Genomic DNA, 14,994 nt, shown 5'->3' with positions numbered 1-14,994 from the left:
TAAAATACTTTCTATAATAATTTGAAATCCTCATATTATTTGTGTATATTTTATAAACAAAGATAACTCAATTTTCAAATTAAATATTATTAAAATTCGAAATATATATTAAGTAGGTGTATACATGTTTTATGAGGAAGAAAAGAATCTAAATGCTCAGTTTCAAAAAGTCAAAGACAACTTTTTCGAGACACTCAAAGAAAAAATGCCATTCTTTCATAAAGGAATGTGGTATTTATATGTCTTAAAGTTAGAATATGATTATATTTATGTTGGCATAACTAGTAATCCTCGTAAGAGAATAAAGAATCATTTCTTTGGGAATAGTGCCAAGATCACTCAAAAATTTATGCCTTTAGAAGTGTTGGATATCATAGAATGTAGACCGGTCAGAGCAGAACCTGAACAAATAGAAGATAATGTTACTGAACATTTATTTAATTCTTATGGCAGAGATAACGTTTTCGGTGGAAAGTATTGTAATACTAAAAAATAAGGGGCAGACAATAAATTGAATCTGCTCCTTATTAATAGCATATTGCCTCAACTAACAGAGGTTCGTAGTGCATTTAATTGTTACGTTTGCACACTAACGCCAAACGACAGACAGGCTTCTACCAGTTAGTTAAAACGTCAACCTTCCGTAAACGTTTCTGGTGCTATTCTTAATTAATTTTTATTTCTGCCATGAATAGCTCGGCCGAATCTCCAATATACTATCTGTATAAACTAACATTATAGATGGTATAACACTAGCAATATGAATTAATGATAGGTTCTTTAATTATTTACTATAGATTGGGAGCATAACTCTCTGTACTAATCTAGTTCATTTGTAGCTTTCTATAATTTCAATAATTCTATTAGAGTCTTTAACTATTGCTATTTTTTTATTATTTGGTTTGCAAATTGAGTGGTTAGACTTTTCTTGCATTTCAATTGTCTTAATTAAACTAGCAACTGACTTACTCGTAAATTGATACTCAGTTGTAAAACTCTTCGTTGCCATTTTTATCACATCTTTTCTGTAAATTCTAGGAGGTATTTATTTCTTCATTACCTACTTATATTAAGTTTATTATAGCCATCTGAGCTGACAGCTTCAATTCTTTTCTACATATTTACTATGAAGCCTTTTTCCTTTCTAATTGAAGTCCCCTTAACTTTTTACTATATGATCAACATGTACTTGCTCCCAAATAAAAAGTAGCCACAACCCGAATAGAGTCATGGCCAGATCGCTAAGTAAATCTTATTATAATCATTTAACAGAAGCAAGTTTTACTAATGCTTCGTAAACTTAAAACTAAAACAGACGAGGAACCTTTATAAAGTGGACAAACAAAAACTAGACACCCTCCAATGATATTGCCCAAATAAAGAACACCATTGTAACGGCACTCTAGAATTTAATCACAGTTGGCACATACTCGCACCTTTAGATGAAGATACACAGATTAAATCCAACGTTTAATAAATCATTTGTCTTCTCTCTTCATTCCATTTTTGACATCTTTAAATAACTCACTACTACCCAACCAATTGGAAATCGTCTCCATAACGAATGCTATAACCTTACCTATCAATTCCATATTTATGACCTCCATGGGCTTTTAGTTATCCTCTACCACGAATGAGATTAAATTAACAACTTAAGCATTTGTAGTAATTTATCTCATATTAAAATCTCAATTATAGACAACGAAAGCGGACAACGCCCAAGAAAGTTGTCCAAATCTTGACCAAAAATTTTAAAACGTATTTTCACGCATTTTCATCCAAAACAAAAAGAACACCGTCGTGACGGCGTTCTTAGTAATAAGTGGTAAATCAAATTTCACGTATTTTTACGTATGTATGGAGGCGGCGGGATTTGAACCCGCGTCCAGAGGTCCTGATACAAATCTTTCTACGTGTGTAGTCTATTCGAGAATTTCACATCATGCTAGGGAACAGACAACCAACATGATGCTAGTTTGATTGAATCTCCTCTAGGCAGACTTCAAACGGCAGTGCCTAGCGTATCCTATTAGGGTTGAATCGCGTTAACAACACATAGGAAATGCTGTTAGGCGATGCAGTGGCTATTACGCAGCTACTGCTAAATTATCGTTTGATTTGCCAGTTATTATTAACTGAATGTGTTGATGACGGAGACAGCCCTCCGACACGCTTAATAAGCTCGGGGGACCCCTGTCGAATCCAAGAACGCCCCCGTAATATTAAATTGGAAGACATGTACTTTCTGTTAAGCCAGAGACACATCACTCATCGTCATTACGCCGCTTCTCCACGTCACCAATCGACGCTACAACGCAACATCACGCGTCTCTCCTCTAAACAGAAAGCACATATTATCATATCAAACCACAATCGGTTTGGCAACAACTCTGATTGTGGTTCGTGCGCTTAATAACGCGCTTTAAGTGCTCTATCAACGTCACGTTTCATCGCTTTCTCTTTCAACGCTTGACGCTTATCATATTTCTTCTTACCTCGTGCGATACCGAGCAGCACTTTACAGTTACCGCGCTTTAAATAGAGCTTTAACGGAACGATAGAGTAGCCGACTTCACGTGTTTGTTCACCAATCTTATTTATTTCACGTTGGTGCAACAAGAGCTTACGCGAACGACGTGGATCATGGTTAAATTGGTTTCCTTCTTCATAAGGAGCGATATGCATATTCTGTAACCAAATTTCACCTTTCTTCACTTGCGCATAACTATCTTTCAAGTTTGCGCTTCCACGTCGAATCGATTTAATTTCAGTACCTTTTAATACAATGCCCGCTTCAATCGTACTTTCGATATTGAAATCGTGACGCGCTTTACGATTGACCGCTAGCGTACCGGGAGATGTTTTCTTCTTTTTCGCCATACTGTTTCACCTCTTCATTGCATTACTTTTTCTTCTTACGTGCTTTTTTCTTCACTTTCTTCGCTTTGTAAAAGGGCTTGTGGTTTGTGTTGCCTTTACCTTGTTTCTCTCTTCGACGTGCATTCTTACCTTTACGTTGCTTACGCTTTTTCTTTTTACCCTTATTATCTTTACCTTGGTCTAATGACTTACCTCTCGTCTTGGCCTGAATGGTCTTACCTCGCGCAGGTCTCTGAGTCGTTTGAGACTTCGGCAATGGCATACCGATGATTTGGAAATCAATCATGCGCTCATCGACATCGACGTTAATCACTTTCACTTTGACTGGATCACCAATTCTGAAGACTTTCGCTTGGCGTTCACCAATTAGTGCCATTTGACGTTCGTCGAAGTTGTAGTAATCGTCTGTCATGTTCGCAATGTGTACCATACCTTCAACTGTGTTTGGTAATTCAACAAACATACCAAAGTTGGCCACAGAGCTAATGATACCTTCGAATTCTTCGCCAATGTGTTGTACCATAAATTCGGCTTTCTTCAACTCATCAGTATCGCGTTCAGCTTCAATTGCACGACGTTCACGATCTGACGTATGCTCAGCGATTTCTGGCAAACGTTCTTTCCAATCGCGTAATTCCTCATCATCCATAGACTGCTCAATCAAGTATTTGCGTATTAAGCGATGGACGATCAAGTCTGGGTAACGACGGATTGGAGATGTGAAGTGCGTATAGTATTCAGCTGATAAACCGAAGTGTCCAAGGTTCGCATCATCATAACGCGCTTGTTGCATAGAGCGTAACATCATCGTTGAAATGACCATCTGTTCTGGCTTACCTTCTACCTCTTCTTGAATATCTTGAAGTGTTGAAGGATGGATATCTTCGCCAGTACCTCGAATCATGATTCCGAAATTAGTGATAAAGTCGAAGAATTGACGTAAACGGTCTGATTTCGGTTGTTCGTGAACACGATAAATAAATGGTAAATTCTGACGATCAAAGTGTTCCGCAATCGTTTCGTTTGCTGCTAACATAAATGATTCGATGAGACGCTCACCATCGCCACGGTGACGCACTTGAATATCTTTAGGAACACCATCTTCATCTACGAAGACTTTCGCTTCATCGATATCAAAGTCGATTTCACCACGGCGTTTTCGCATCGCAATCAATCGTTGGGACAAGTCTTTTGCCAAGTCCAACATTGGAACGAGTTCACGATATTGTTCACGTGTTTCTGGATCGTGATCGGTAATAATTTTATTCACATCGTCATAAGTCATACGGTAATCAGAATGGATGACGCTATCAAAGATCTCATGTTTCACGACATCGCCACGCTCATCGATTTCCATACGACAACTTAACGTCAGGCGGTCGACATTAGGATTCAACGAACAAATACCGTTACTTAAACGGTGTGGAATCATCGGAATCACGCGGTCTACGAGATACACGCTCGTCGCACGATCATATGCTTCATTACCAAGTTCAGAGCCTTCTGTCACGTAGTAACTTACATCGGCAATGCTAACTGTGAGCTGCGTATGACCGTTATCTAATTTCTTCACGGCAATCGCGTCGTCCAAGTCTTTCGCATCTGCACCGTCAATCGTAATCGTGAGCTCATCACGTAAATCACGACGACCTTTCATCTCATCTGCTTCAATCTCTTCCGGAACATGTTTCGCTTCCTCAAGCACTTCGTCAGGGAAGTCGATTTCGATTCCGTGTTGATAGATAATGGATAAGATATCTACGCCAGGGTCATTCTTATGCCCTAGTATCGCTGAAATTTGGCCTTCCGGATTATCTGTACTATCCGCATATTTCGTGATTTGCACGAGGACTTTATGGCCATCTACCGCACCGAGATGCGCACCTTTCGGGATAAAAATGTCTTGAGTGATACGTTTGTCATCAGGAATCACGAAACCAAAGTGACGCGCTTCGCTGAACGTACCCACGACTTGAGTCACATTGTGTTTCTCGATAGATTTCACTTCTCCTTCGAGTTTGCCACGATGCTCCCCTTTCGAATTGTGTAGTTCCACAAGCACAGTATCGCCGTCCAACGCGTAATTAATCTTAGTAGGTGGAATAAAGATATCATCCATATCCTTATCCTCAGGGCGCAGGAATGCAAACCCTCGTCTATTCTGACTTAACGTCCCTCTAATCAATTCGCCTTGTTTCGGTGTAGAGGCTTCTTTACGTTTATAGCGGTCAGTTCTTGTTCTTTCAACTAAACCTGATTGTTCTAATTCGACTAGAATCTTGATTAAATCTCTAAATGATTCAGCCGTATCTAGTCCCAGTTCATCTTGAAAGTCTGACACGGACATTGGTTCGTAGTCCGGTCGTTGAATAATATCTTCAATGGATTGCTTTAAATTCATCATGCCCCTCCTTTCCTATATTGTTGTATAATTACTTTCATTCTTATTCAGTCCAATCTAAAGATTCTAAGAAACGATAAACTTCTTCAAAGACCGCTTCTTTCTCTTTATCGATTGTAATGACATGACCTGAATTCGCATACCATTTTATATCTTTTTCATCTTCATCTGTATCAGTTTCGTTGTATATAATGTTTGCGGAATCCGGATTGATCATCTCGTCTTGTTCAGCTTGAATGACAAGTAACGGGTCTAATACTTCATCTACGTGCTCACGTATATCTTGAATTTGACCTTGAAGTTCTTTCAATGTCGAAGTCGGTTTGAAAGACTGCATCTCTTGGTCAATTGTCTGATCGTCTTTACCTTCGTACTGTTTAAACTGGCGTGCGTATTTTAACACACCATCAAACATAGATCCTTCTGTCTTAATATACATAGGAGAACACATGGTTACAATACCCTTTACATCTCTATTTAAGCTTAATTTAAGCGCATAGCAACCTCCGAGTGACAATCCAGCAACTGCAATTTCATCGTAGCCTTTATCTACGAGCTCATCATAAGCGTCGAGGACATCTTTAAACCATACATGCGGACTTGATTTCAGAATCTCTTCAGGTGGTGCCCCATGACCTTCATATTGCGGTACATAGCATGTATAGCCTTTCTTTTGAAGCATACGTCCAAGTTGTCTGACGTCTGCTGAACTTCCGGTGAAACCGTGAAGTAAGAGTACAGCTCTCTTTCCCTCTTCAAAGAAGAAAGGTTGCGGTAATTTAATATTCATGATTGATCTTTCCCTTCGTTTAAAAGCGTCGTAAGCAAGTGTTATCTCTGCCCGGTGCAATTTGTGCAACACGTTAACACTTACTCTCTATTGTAAAATAAAAAAGCCCGACTTTCACATCGTCGGACTCGGCCTCTATAAGGCTATACTCCTATAAGTACGCAAGCCATCTGTCGTATTACTTATAGGCCAAAGTAACTAATTGCAATCATAATCAAGAAGAATATGACTGATAGTATAATCGTTAATCTATGCAAGAATAAATCGACACCGCGTTGCTTTTGTTTACCAAATAACTGCTCAGCACCACCACTAATCGCGCCTGAAAGTCCATTACTTTTACCTTCTTGGAGTAACACAACAGTTACTAATGCAATACAATCTACAATTAATAGAACTATCATTAATGTATGCATACAAATTGTCCTCCGATCATTATATACGCAATGCATTATAGCACATGCGCTCTGATAATATCAATCCTCTAGCGATTAAAAGTACTCTTCCGTTTGATAGAGACGACGAGCATGTAAATCGCCAGCACGAGTGAAACAACCATCACAATTGTGAGTGGCGCAGTGGCAATCCATGACTTCGTCTCGTTAATCGCTCGATAGACCGCCCCAATATTGACTAAGGTATATAAAATGTTTGAGATGTAAACTGCGAACATAAACCACCACAGATAAGGATGACGGTACCAAATCGCTACGACACCGGCCAAGTAAGCAAGCACGTACATCACACCTGTGAAACGAAAGCTATTTAAGATAGTTCCGATACCGTTGTCGCCTGGTTTATGGCCTTGGTCTAACCACATTTGTTTCACAACACTCTCATCTAAGACGACAAATAGATGGATGGCGTATAAGATAGCCAGAATGACTGAGCTATAAGCAATCAGCTTACCGGTCTTTCTTTCCTTGAGACTTGAATTATCATTCATTTGGGTATCTATCCTCTCTATTATTATCAACGCTAATTATAACATTTTTGTGGACTGGGCGGTATCGTTATCTGGGTTATTGATAGTGCTGGAGGCGGGGGAAATTTGCTTATTTTTCAATGTTATGACTTTCGCTTGCTTATAAAAAGCCGGGGTTGACTAACAACCCCGGCTAAACTAAGCGCGTGAACTCATATATTGTGAGTTAAATTATTTTTCTAAGTTATAGAATGATTTAATGCCATCAAATTTAGCAGTTTCATAAAGTTCATCTTCAATACGTAATAATTGATTGTATTTTGCAATACGATCTGTTCTTGAAAGTGAACCTGTCTTAATTTGACCTGCATTTGTTGCAACTGCAATGTCAGCAATGGTAGTGTCTTCAGTTTCACCAGAACGGTGAGATACAACTGCAGTGTAGCCTGCTTTTTGAGCCATTTCAATCGCATCAAATGTTTCAGTTAATGTACCGATTTGGTTTACTTTGATTAAGATTGAGTTACCGATACCTTTTTCGATACCTTCAGCCAATTTCACTGTGTTAGTAACGAATAAGTCGTCACCTACTAATTGAACACGGTCACCGATGCGGTCAGTCAATACTTTCCAACCGTCCCAGTCATTTTCATCCATACCATCTTCAATAGAGATGATTGGATATTTGTTGATTAATTCTTCAAGGTAATCTACTTGTTCTTCTGCAGAACGTTTCGCACCATTTTCTCCTTCGAATTTAGTGTAGTCATATACACCATTTTCGTAGAATTCAGATGATGCGCAGTCAAAGCCTAAGTACACATCTTTACCTGGTTCTAAGTTAACAGCTTTGATTGCTTCCATGATTGTTTCAACTGCATCTTCAGTACCTTTGAATTTCGGAGCGAAACCACCTTCGTCACCTACTGCAGTTTCTAAACCACGATCTTTAAGAATTGCTTTAAGTTGGTGGAAGATTTCAGCACCCCAACGTAAAGATTCTTTAAATGATTCAGCACCTACAGGTAAAATCATAAATTCTTGGAAAGCAACCGGTGCATCTGAGTGAGAACCACCGTTAACAATGTTCATCATAGGTACTGGTAATTGTTTACCGTTAAATCCACCTAAGTATTTGTAAAGTGGTTGATCAGTGTATTCTGCTGCTGCACGTGCAACTGCGATAGATACACCAAGAATTGCATTCGCACCGAGTTTACCTTTGTTATCAGTGCCGTCTAATTGAATCATCATTTTATCGATAGATACTTGATCGATAACTGAGAATTCACCTTCAACGATTTCAGGTGCGATAACTTCGTTCACGTTCTCTACTGCTTTTTGAACACCTTTACCTGAGTAACGATTTTTATCGCCATCACGTAATTCAACTGCTTCGTGTTCACCTGTAGAAGCACCTGAAGGTACGAGTGCACGACCAAATGCGCCACTCTCAGTAAGAACTTCGACTTCAACAGTTGGGTTGCCGCGTGAGTCTAAGACTTCGCGAGCATATACATCAGTAATAATTGGCATGTGTATAATCTCCTTTGTCAGTGGTTTTCTAATTGTTCACTTACATTATAATCTCTATCTTCAGATTTATAAAATGTTTTAATCATTGCATAAGCATAGGCAAAAGGCACGTAAGGCTAAGATAAAAACGCACCTTTTACCACCTTGCCAATTTAATGATTAATCAGTGATTCACCCGTCATTTCTTCCGGTTGTTTCGCATTGAGTAAATCTAATAAAGTAGGTGCCAAGTCACCAAGACGACCTGTCTCTCTTAAAGTGACACCTTCTTTAGTAACAATGACTGGTACTGGGTTCGTCGTATGTGTAGTCATCGGTTCGTCATCGTCGGTTAAAACCATATCAGAGTTACCGTGGTCGGCTGTGATAATCGCATGACCACCCATGTCGATGATCTTGTCAACGACTTCGCCGAGACATTCGTCGACCGCTTCGATTGCTTTAATCGTCGGTTCAAGCATACCACTGTGCCCTACCATGTCAGGGTTAGCAAAGTTGAGTAGGATTAAATCTAAATCACCTTGATCCAACTCTTCTAACAGCGCATCTTTAACTTCGTACGCACTCATTTCTGGTTTCAAGTCGTATGTTGCAACTTTCGGTGAATCGATGAGACGACGACGTTCACCCTCGAATTCGTCATTACGTCCACCACTCATGAAGTACGTCACATGAGGGTATTTCTCAGTTTCAGCAATACGTAACTGTTTCAAGCCGTTATTCTGAGCAACTTCACCGATTGTGTTGTGTAAATCCACTTTTTCAAACACAATTTCAGCGTCAACATTGTCGTTGTATTTAGTAAAAGTCTCGTAGTAAAGATCTTTAACTTGTTCCACTTTAAAGCCATCAAATGCTTTGTCAGTGAAAATTTCAGAAAGTTGCGCTGCTCTGTCAGGGCGGAAGTTGTAAAAGATGACTGCATCGCCATCGTTCACACCATTGTTCTGTCCTTCGACGATAAACGGCTCAACGAATTCGTCTGTAACGTCATTCGCATAATTCGCTTCTACACCTTCTTTAGCAGAAGCATACGTTGGTCCGTCAAAGTTGCGAATCGCGTTGTACGCTTTCTCTTCACGATCCCAACGTTTATCGCGGTCCATCGCGTAATAACGACCAGAAACAGAAGCAAATTGACCTACGCCAATCTCTTTAAATTGACGCTCTGTCTCGTCGATATATGTGAGGGCCGATTTCTGGTCTACGTCACGACCATCTAGGAAAGCGTGAACGTAAACTTCGTCGACACCTTGTTGCTGAGCTAATTTAAGAATCGCAAATAAGTGCTTGTAGTGACTGTGTACACCACCATCAGATAGCAAACCAAACACGTGTAAAGCTGAGTCGTTCTTCTTCACGTGGTTGACCGCTTCGTTTAACACTTTATTATCGTAGAAATCGCCATCTTCAATAGATTTATTGATACGCGTTAAACTTTGATAAACAATACGTCCGGCACCAATGTTCATGTGGCCGACCTCAGAGTTACCCATTTGACCTTCAGGCAAGCCGACATCTAAACCGCTTGCCTCAATTTGTGTCGTTGGATATTGATTGTAGTAACGATCAAAGTTAGGTTTATGTGCTTGTTTCACTGCATTACCGTGTTCACTTTCACGGTTAGCGAAACCATCTAAGATGATGAGTGCTGTTGGTTGCTTAGCCATATTACTTCGCACCTTCTAACAATTTCATAAAGTCGTCTACTTTAAGTGACGCACCGCCAACTAAAGCGCCGTCGATGTCACTTTTACCCATATACTCTTCAATGTTATGAGGTTTCACACTGCCGCCGTATTGAATACGAACCGCTTCAGCAACATCTTTGCTAGAAAGATCCGCAAGTGTTTGACGCACGTGTGCACACATTTCATTGGCATCATCAGCGTTTGAAGATTTACCTGTACCAATTGCCCATACAGGTTCATAAGCGATAACAACTTCACGTAATTGGTCGTCAGATAAGCCTTCAACTGCTTTCTTAACTTGGTTACCTACAACTTCGTTCGCTTTACCACTTTCACGTTGTTCGTCTGATTCACCTACACAGATTATAGGCGTCATACCGTGGTTGAATACCGCATGTGCTTTCTTGTTCACTTCTTCATCTGTTTCATGGAAGATGTCACGGCGTTCTGAGTGGCCGATGACAACGTATTGTACGCCTAAGTCTGCTAATGCGACAGGAGATGTTTCACCTGTGAATGCACCGCTATCTTCGTAGTATGCGTTTTGCGCACCGATCTTCAATCCTTCAGCTTTACCTTCTTTAACTAAAGTGATTAAAGCGTCAAGTTGGATCGTTGGTGCACAAATCACAGATTCGACTTGGTCAGTATCTGGTAAAGTAGGTAGCTCATTGACGAAATCTTTCGCTTCTTGAACTGTCTTATTCATCTTCCAGTTACCTGCTATGATTGGTTTTCTCATTATTATCACTCCATTTGATCATTATCTTATTGGTAAAATGAGTTCAAATTAATATCTTATTTATCGTTAATTGCATCAATACCTGGTAAATCTTTACCCTCTAAGTATTCTAATGATGCACCGCCACCAGTTGAGATGTGGCTGAATTTGTCTCCGTAACCTAAAGAACTAGCTGCTGCAGCTGAGTCACCGCCACCGATAATTGTGTTCGCATCTTTCAACTCAGCAATCGCTTCGCAAACGCCAATCGTACCTTTAGCAAAGTTACTCAACTCGAATACACCCATAGGTCCGTTCCATACTACTGTATGTGCACCTTCGAGTTGTTGTTTGAATAATTCTACTGTCTTAGGTCCGATATCAAGCGCTTCTCTGTCTTCTGGAATGTCATCTACAGATACTTCTTGAATATCTGCATCGTTAGAGAATTCTGAAGCCGCTTTAACGTCTACAGGTAGCACGATTTGGTCACCTGATTTGTCGAGCAATTCTTTAGCGAAATCAATCTTGTCTTCTTCAAGTAGAGATTGACCGATTTCTTTACCTTGTGCTTTTAAGAATGTGTAAGCCATACCGCCGCCGATAAGTACCTTTTCAGCTATATTTAAAAGGTTTGTAATTACGTTGATCTTATCAGACACTTTAGCTCCACCGAGAATAGCGACTACAGGTTTGTCAGGGTTCTCAACGACTCCACCAATGTATTGGATTTCCTTGTCCATAAGGAATCCTGCAGCTGTTTCTAAGTTGGATGCGATACCTACGTTGGAAGCATGTTTACGGTGAGCTGTACCGAATGCGTCATTAACGAATACATCGCCTAAAGAAGCCCAATATTTACCGAGTTCTGGATCATTCTTAGACTCTTTCTTACCATCTAAATCTTCGAAACGAGTATTTTGAACGAGCAATACATCACCTTCGTTAAGGTCTTTGATAGCTTGTTCAAGTTTCTCACCACGTGTTTCAGGTACGAAAGTTACGTCTTGATCGAGTTTAGAAGATAAATCTTTAGCGATAGGTGCAAGCGTTAAACTTTCTTTGTCACTTTCTTCTTTCACTTTACCTAAATGAGAGAAGAGTACGACTTTACCACCTTCTTTGATGATATGTTTAATCGTTGGCAACGCTTGAACGATACGGTTGTCATCCGTAATTTCCCCATCTTTCATAGGTACGTTGAAATCAGCACGTACAAGTACAGTTTTGCCTTTCAAATCTAAGTCAGAAACAATTTTCTTTGCCATATGAACTTCCTCCTCTTAATGGAACATAAAGTAAAAATAAGCGGAGAAGCGCTTGTGCTCCCCGCTTACTCCTAAGCCTATTGCAATTCTATGATAGCACAAAGGCACGGCCTATTGTTGGTATTCTAGCAATTATTTACTTTGGCTTGCTAAGTGTTCTAAAGTACGTACTAATTGTGCAGTGTAAGACATTTCGTTATCGTACCAAGCTGCAACTTTAACTAATTGACGGTCACCTACTGTCATTACACGAGTTTGAGTTGCATCGAATAATGAACCGTAAGTCATACCTACTACGTCAGAAGAAACGATTTCGTCTTCAGTGTAACCGAATGATTCAGTTGAAGCGTTCTTCATTGCTTGGTTAACGTCTTCGATAGTTACATCTTTGTCTAATACAACTGTAAGTTCAGTTAATGAACCTGTAGCTACTGGTACACGTTGTGCACCACCGTCTAATTTACCGTCGATTTCAGGAATAACTAAACCGATTGCTTTTGCAGCACCTGTTGAGTTAGGAATGATGTTTTGAGCTGCTGCACGAGCACGGCGTTTGTCACCTTTTTTGTGTGGTGAGTCTTGAGTGTTTTGGTCACCAGTGTATGCGTGGATAGTAGTCATGAAACCTTCTACTAAACCGAATTCGTCGTTAAATACTTTCGCAACTGGTGCTAATGAGTTTGTAGTACATGAAGCACCTGAAACGATTTCTTCAGAACCATCTAAGATATCGTGGTTTGTGTTATAAACGATTGTTTTCATGTCACCTTTACCAGGTGCAGAAATTAATACTTTTTTAGCACCTGCGTCGATGTGAGCGTGTGCTTTTTCTTTTTCAGTGAATAAACCTGTACATTCAAGTACAACGTCGATGTCTAAGTCTTTCCAAGGTAATTTGCTTGGATCTGCTTCAGATAATGATTTCACTTCTTTACCATTTACGCGGAAACCACCATCAATTACTTCAACTTCGCTTGTGAAACGACCTTGCATAGTGTCGTATTTTAGAAGATGAGCAAGCATTTCGTCGTCAGTTAAATCGTTAACTGCAACAACATCGATGCCTTCTACATCTTGAATTCTTCTAAATGCTAAACGTCCGATTCTTCCAAAACCATTGATTGCTACTTTAACTGCCATAAATAATGGCCTCCTTTAAAATGATATTTTCAAAAAGTGATTGTCACTTTGTTGTAACCTTAATCATGAGCGTGTAATCATTTGGGCTGCACTTTCGTCTGTAATTAACACTGTGTTCTTCGGCGCGATTTCAAGATAAGCTTTAATCGCTTCACCTTTCGATTCGCCACCTGCTACAGCGTAGATATGCGATTTGGATTTCAAGTCTTCCAACTGTAATCCAATTGTCTTCACACGATGAACGACTTCTCCGTGTTCATCGAAGTAATACCCAAATGCTTCGCCTACAGCATTGTGATGTTGAAGTTTATTCACTACATCTTGAGAAGACTGGCGTCGTTCGGCCATCTTCAGCGCATCACCAATGCCGTGTATCGTAATGTCTGATTGCTTAATCTTGTCTAACGTTTGGATAACTGAAGGCTCTTCCATCAGCAAGTGATATGTCGATTCACTCACATTATCCGGGACATATAACGTCGTGTAGTCGCCTTTCGTTTGTTGCGCCATACTTGCTGCGATGGTATTGGCTTGATATCCTACATTCTCTCCTAAACCGCCTCGCGCTGGCACGAAGAATACTTTGTAATCTTGTTCGTGCATGGCGTTACTAACATATGCCATCGTTGAACCACCTGTGACGGAAACAACTGCACCGTCGTATAGAATCGATTCAACCATCTCACCAGCTTGTTTGGACATCTCAATCTTCACGGATTGTTCTTTATCCGAATTGCCCGGAATTACAAAGACATCTTGTATATCGTATTGTTCCTTGATGAGTTGGGCGAGCTGGTGATTGTCCGAGTAGGCATTGAAGTAATTACTCAATTGGCGAACCGTTTCTTCACCTTTCATCGTAATCTCCATGCCCGTCGGCTTGACTTTAATCAGCTCTTGCTGCTTTAAGGCGTTAGTTTCTGAACGTAAGACACGTTCTGTTATCCCCATGGATTCACTCAAACTACGTCTTCCAACTGGTTGTTTATGAGCAATAGTAGTGAGAATTGAGAATCGTCGGTACATCTTATCAACAAGTTCAGGAACGAGTCTTTGTTGCACTTTAATCAAATCTTGCACTACTATCCTCCTCCAATCATTCGACGTAGGTCAAAGTTTAACCCTAGGTTGACTTATTGCGTCCCTCGTGGGACAAAAAAATATTATCTTTACAGTTAGTATACTACTCCTGACATTTATAAAATGCAAGGAAAAGAATTATCTCGATTGCGTTAAAATTTCTTCTATCCTTTAAATACCCCAAAAGGTTATAAATAATCATATTTTACACATAAAAAGGGTTTCTAATACGCAAAAAAGGTTAGTAATGAAGTAAACTAATAAATGAGAAGGAAGTGAGCATATGGCTAACGATAATAAACACTATCAGGACCAGGAAGTGATTGAACCAGGAGATCGTCGCTATAAAGACGATGATTATTTCAGAAATCAACACGACCGGGACACACGTGACCCCTATTACAATGACGATATGGATGGCGGACGTCGCATCTACGTTCAACGTTATGGCGGTTGCGGTGGCACAGGGTGCATGAGTGGATGTTTATTCTCAATCATCATTTCAATTCTATTAACCTTTATACTCAATTTCTTCTTACATTTCATCTAAAAGGGCTGAAGA

Annotated in this window: 13 protein-coding genes and 1 other RNA gene; 2 read left to right on the top strand and 12 right to left on the bottom strand. The window is 39.9% G+C overall.

Translation table 11 applies throughout. The features are described from left to right. Positions 1-124: 124 nt before the first annotated feature. Complete coding sequence (locus tag CD039_RS01820) at positions 125-496, top strand: GIY-YIG nuclease family protein (protein ID WP_103370887.1); 372 nt, start codon at positions 125-127, stop codon at positions 494-496. Between the two features lie 1,359 nt (positions 497-1,855). On the opposite strand, the gene ssrA is transcribed toward CD039_RS01820, so the two are convergent. The 12 genes from ssrA to CD039_RS01755 all read right to left on the bottom strand — a co-directional run bounded on the left by ssrA (position 1,856) and on the right by CD039_RS01755 (position 14,432). Continuing rightward, positions 1,856-2,216: a transfer-messenger RNA gene (gene ssrA / locus CD039_RS01810) on the bottom strand. Positions 2,217-2,409: 193 nt separating this feature from the next. Then, the gene (smpB, locus tag CD039_RS01805; RefSeq protein WP_103370885.1) at positions 2,410-2,880 is read right to left on the bottom strand and encodes an SsrA-binding protein SmpB; all 471 of its coding nucleotides are present in this window, start codon (positions 2,878-2,880) and stop codon (positions 2,410-2,412) included. 22 nt (positions 2,881-2,902) lie between these two features. Next, positions 2,903-5,281 (bottom strand): ribonuclease R, encoded by a 2,379-nt coding sequence (gene rnr / locus CD039_RS01800; RefSeq protein ID WP_103370884.1) that lies wholly within the window; start codon positions 5,279-5,281, stop codon positions 2,903-2,905. Between the two features lie 43 nt (positions 5,282-5,324). Then, positions 5,325-6,071 carry an alpha/beta hydrolase gene (locus CD039_RS01795; protein WP_103370883.1) on the bottom strand — a complete coding sequence of 249 codons (747 nt, stop codon included), beginning with the start codon at positions 6,069-6,071 and terminating at the stop codon, positions 5,325-5,327. Positions 6,072-6,253: 182 nt separating this feature from the next. Continuing rightward, positions 6,254-6,487, bottom strand: a complete 234-nt coding sequence (secG, locus tag CD039_RS01790; protein WP_002472922.1) for a preprotein translocase subunit SecG — start codon at positions 6,485-6,487, stop codon at positions 6,254-6,256. 68 nt (positions 6,488-6,555) lie between these two features. Further along, entirely contained in the window at positions 6,556-7,017 is a 462-nt protein-coding gene (locus CD039_RS01785) for a hypothetical protein (RefSeq protein ID WP_103370882.1), read from the bottom strand. A 210-nt stretch (positions 7,018-7,227) separates the two neighbouring features. Next, positions 7,228-8,532, bottom strand: a complete 1,305-nt coding sequence (gene eno / locus CD039_RS01780; RefSeq protein ID WP_070503092.1) for a surface-displayed alpha-enolase — start codon at positions 8,530-8,532, stop codon at positions 7,228-7,230. A gap of 152 nt (positions 8,533-8,684) precedes the next feature. After that, complete coding sequence (gene gpmI / locus CD039_RS01775; protein WP_103370881.1) at positions 8,685-10,202, bottom strand: 2,3-bisphosphoglycerate-independent phosphoglycerate mutase; 1,518 nt, start codon at positions 10,200-10,202, stop codon at positions 8,685-8,687. A gap of 1 nt (position 10,203) precedes the next feature. Then, entirely contained in the window at positions 10,204-10,965 is a 762-nt protein-coding gene (gene tpiA, locus CD039_RS01770; RefSeq protein ID WP_049408547.1) for a triose-phosphate isomerase, read from the bottom strand. Between the two features lie 56 nt (positions 10,966-11,021). Continuing rightward, the gene (locus tag CD039_RS01765) at positions 11,022-12,212 is read right to left on the bottom strand and encodes a phosphoglycerate kinase (protein WP_002472906.1); all 1,191 of its coding nucleotides are present in this window, start codon (positions 12,210-12,212) and stop codon (positions 11,022-11,024) included. A 132-nt stretch (positions 12,213-12,344) separates the two neighbouring features. Beyond that, a complete protein-coding gene (gene gap / locus CD039_RS01760) occupies positions 12,345-13,352 on the bottom strand; it encodes a type I glyceraldehyde-3-phosphate dehydrogenase (protein WP_049408544.1) in 1,008 nt (335 codons plus the stop codon). A 63-nt stretch (positions 13,353-13,415) separates the two neighbouring features. Then, on the bottom strand, positions 13,416-14,432 hold the full coding sequence (locus CD039_RS01755; RefSeq protein WP_103370880.1) for a sugar-binding transcriptional regulator: 1,017 nt from the start codon (positions 14,430-14,432) through the stop codon (positions 13,416-13,418). Between the two features lie 283 nt (positions 14,433-14,715). Here CD039_RS01755 and CD039_RS01750 point away from each other — a divergent pair, with 283 nt between their 5' ends. Next, positions 14,716-14,982, top strand: coding sequence for a hypothetical protein (locus CD039_RS01750; protein WP_103370879.1), 267 nt, complete (start codon positions 14,716-14,718; stop codon positions 14,980-14,982). The last annotated feature ends 12 nt before the right edge of the window (positions 14,983-14,994 follow it).

Origin of the sequence: Staphylococcus argensis, assembly GCF_002902305.1 — a bacterium.
GTDB classification, from domain to species: Bacteria; Bacillota; Bacilli; order Staphylococcales; family Staphylococcaceae; genus Staphylococcus; species Staphylococcus argensis.
The sequence above is the reverse complement of the archived record's forward strand: the minus strand, read 5'-3'. Positions and strand labels throughout refer to the sequence as shown.

What these genes read in the sequence shown, in the direction of transcription:
- CD039_RS01820 (WP_103370887.1), top strand. Translation starts at nt 125, where the DNA reads ATGTTTTATGAGGAAGAAAAGAATCTAAATGCTCAGTTTCAAAAAGTC.
- smpB (WP_103370885.1), bottom strand. Translation starts at nt 2,880, where the DNA reads ATGGCGAAAAAGAAGAAAACATCTCCCGGTACGCTAGCGGTCAATCGT.
- rnr (WP_103370884.1), bottom strand. Translation starts at nt 5,281, where the DNA reads ATGAATTTAAAGCAATCCATTGAAGATATTATTCAACGACCGGACTAC.
- CD039_RS01795 (WP_103370883.1), bottom strand. Translation starts at nt 6,071, where the DNA reads ATGAATATTAAATTACCGCAACCTTTCTTCTTTGAAGAGGGAAAGAGA.
- secG (WP_002472922.1), bottom strand. Translation starts at nt 6,487, where the DNA reads ATGCATACATTAATGATAGTTCTATTAATTGTAGATTGTATTGCATTA.
- CD039_RS01785 (WP_103370882.1), bottom strand. Translation starts at nt 7,017, where the DNA reads ATGAATGATAATTCAAGTCTCAAGGAAAGAAAGACCGGTAAGCTGATT.
- eno (WP_070503092.1), bottom strand. Translation starts at nt 8,532, where the DNA reads ATGCCAATTATTACTGATGTATATGCTCGCGAAGTCTTAGACTCACGC.
- gpmI (WP_103370881.1), bottom strand. Translation starts at nt 10,202, where the DNA reads ATGGCTAAGCAACCAACAGCACTCATCATCTTAGATGGTTTCGCTAAC.
- tpiA (WP_049408547.1), bottom strand. Translation starts at nt 10,965, where the DNA reads ATGAGAAAACCAATCATAGCAGGTAACTGGAAGATGAATAAGACAGTT.
- CD039_RS01765 (WP_002472906.1), bottom strand. Translation starts at nt 12,212, where the DNA reads ATGGCAAAGAAAATTGTTTCTGACTTAGATTTGAAAGGCAAAACTGTA.
- gap (WP_049408544.1), bottom strand. Translation starts at nt 13,352, where the DNA reads ATGGCAGTTAAAGTAGCAATCAATGGTTTTGGAAGAATCGGACGTTTA.
- CD039_RS01750 (WP_103370879.1), top strand. Translation starts at nt 14,716, where the DNA reads ATGGCTAACGATAATAAACACTATCAGGACCAGGAAGTGATTGAACCA.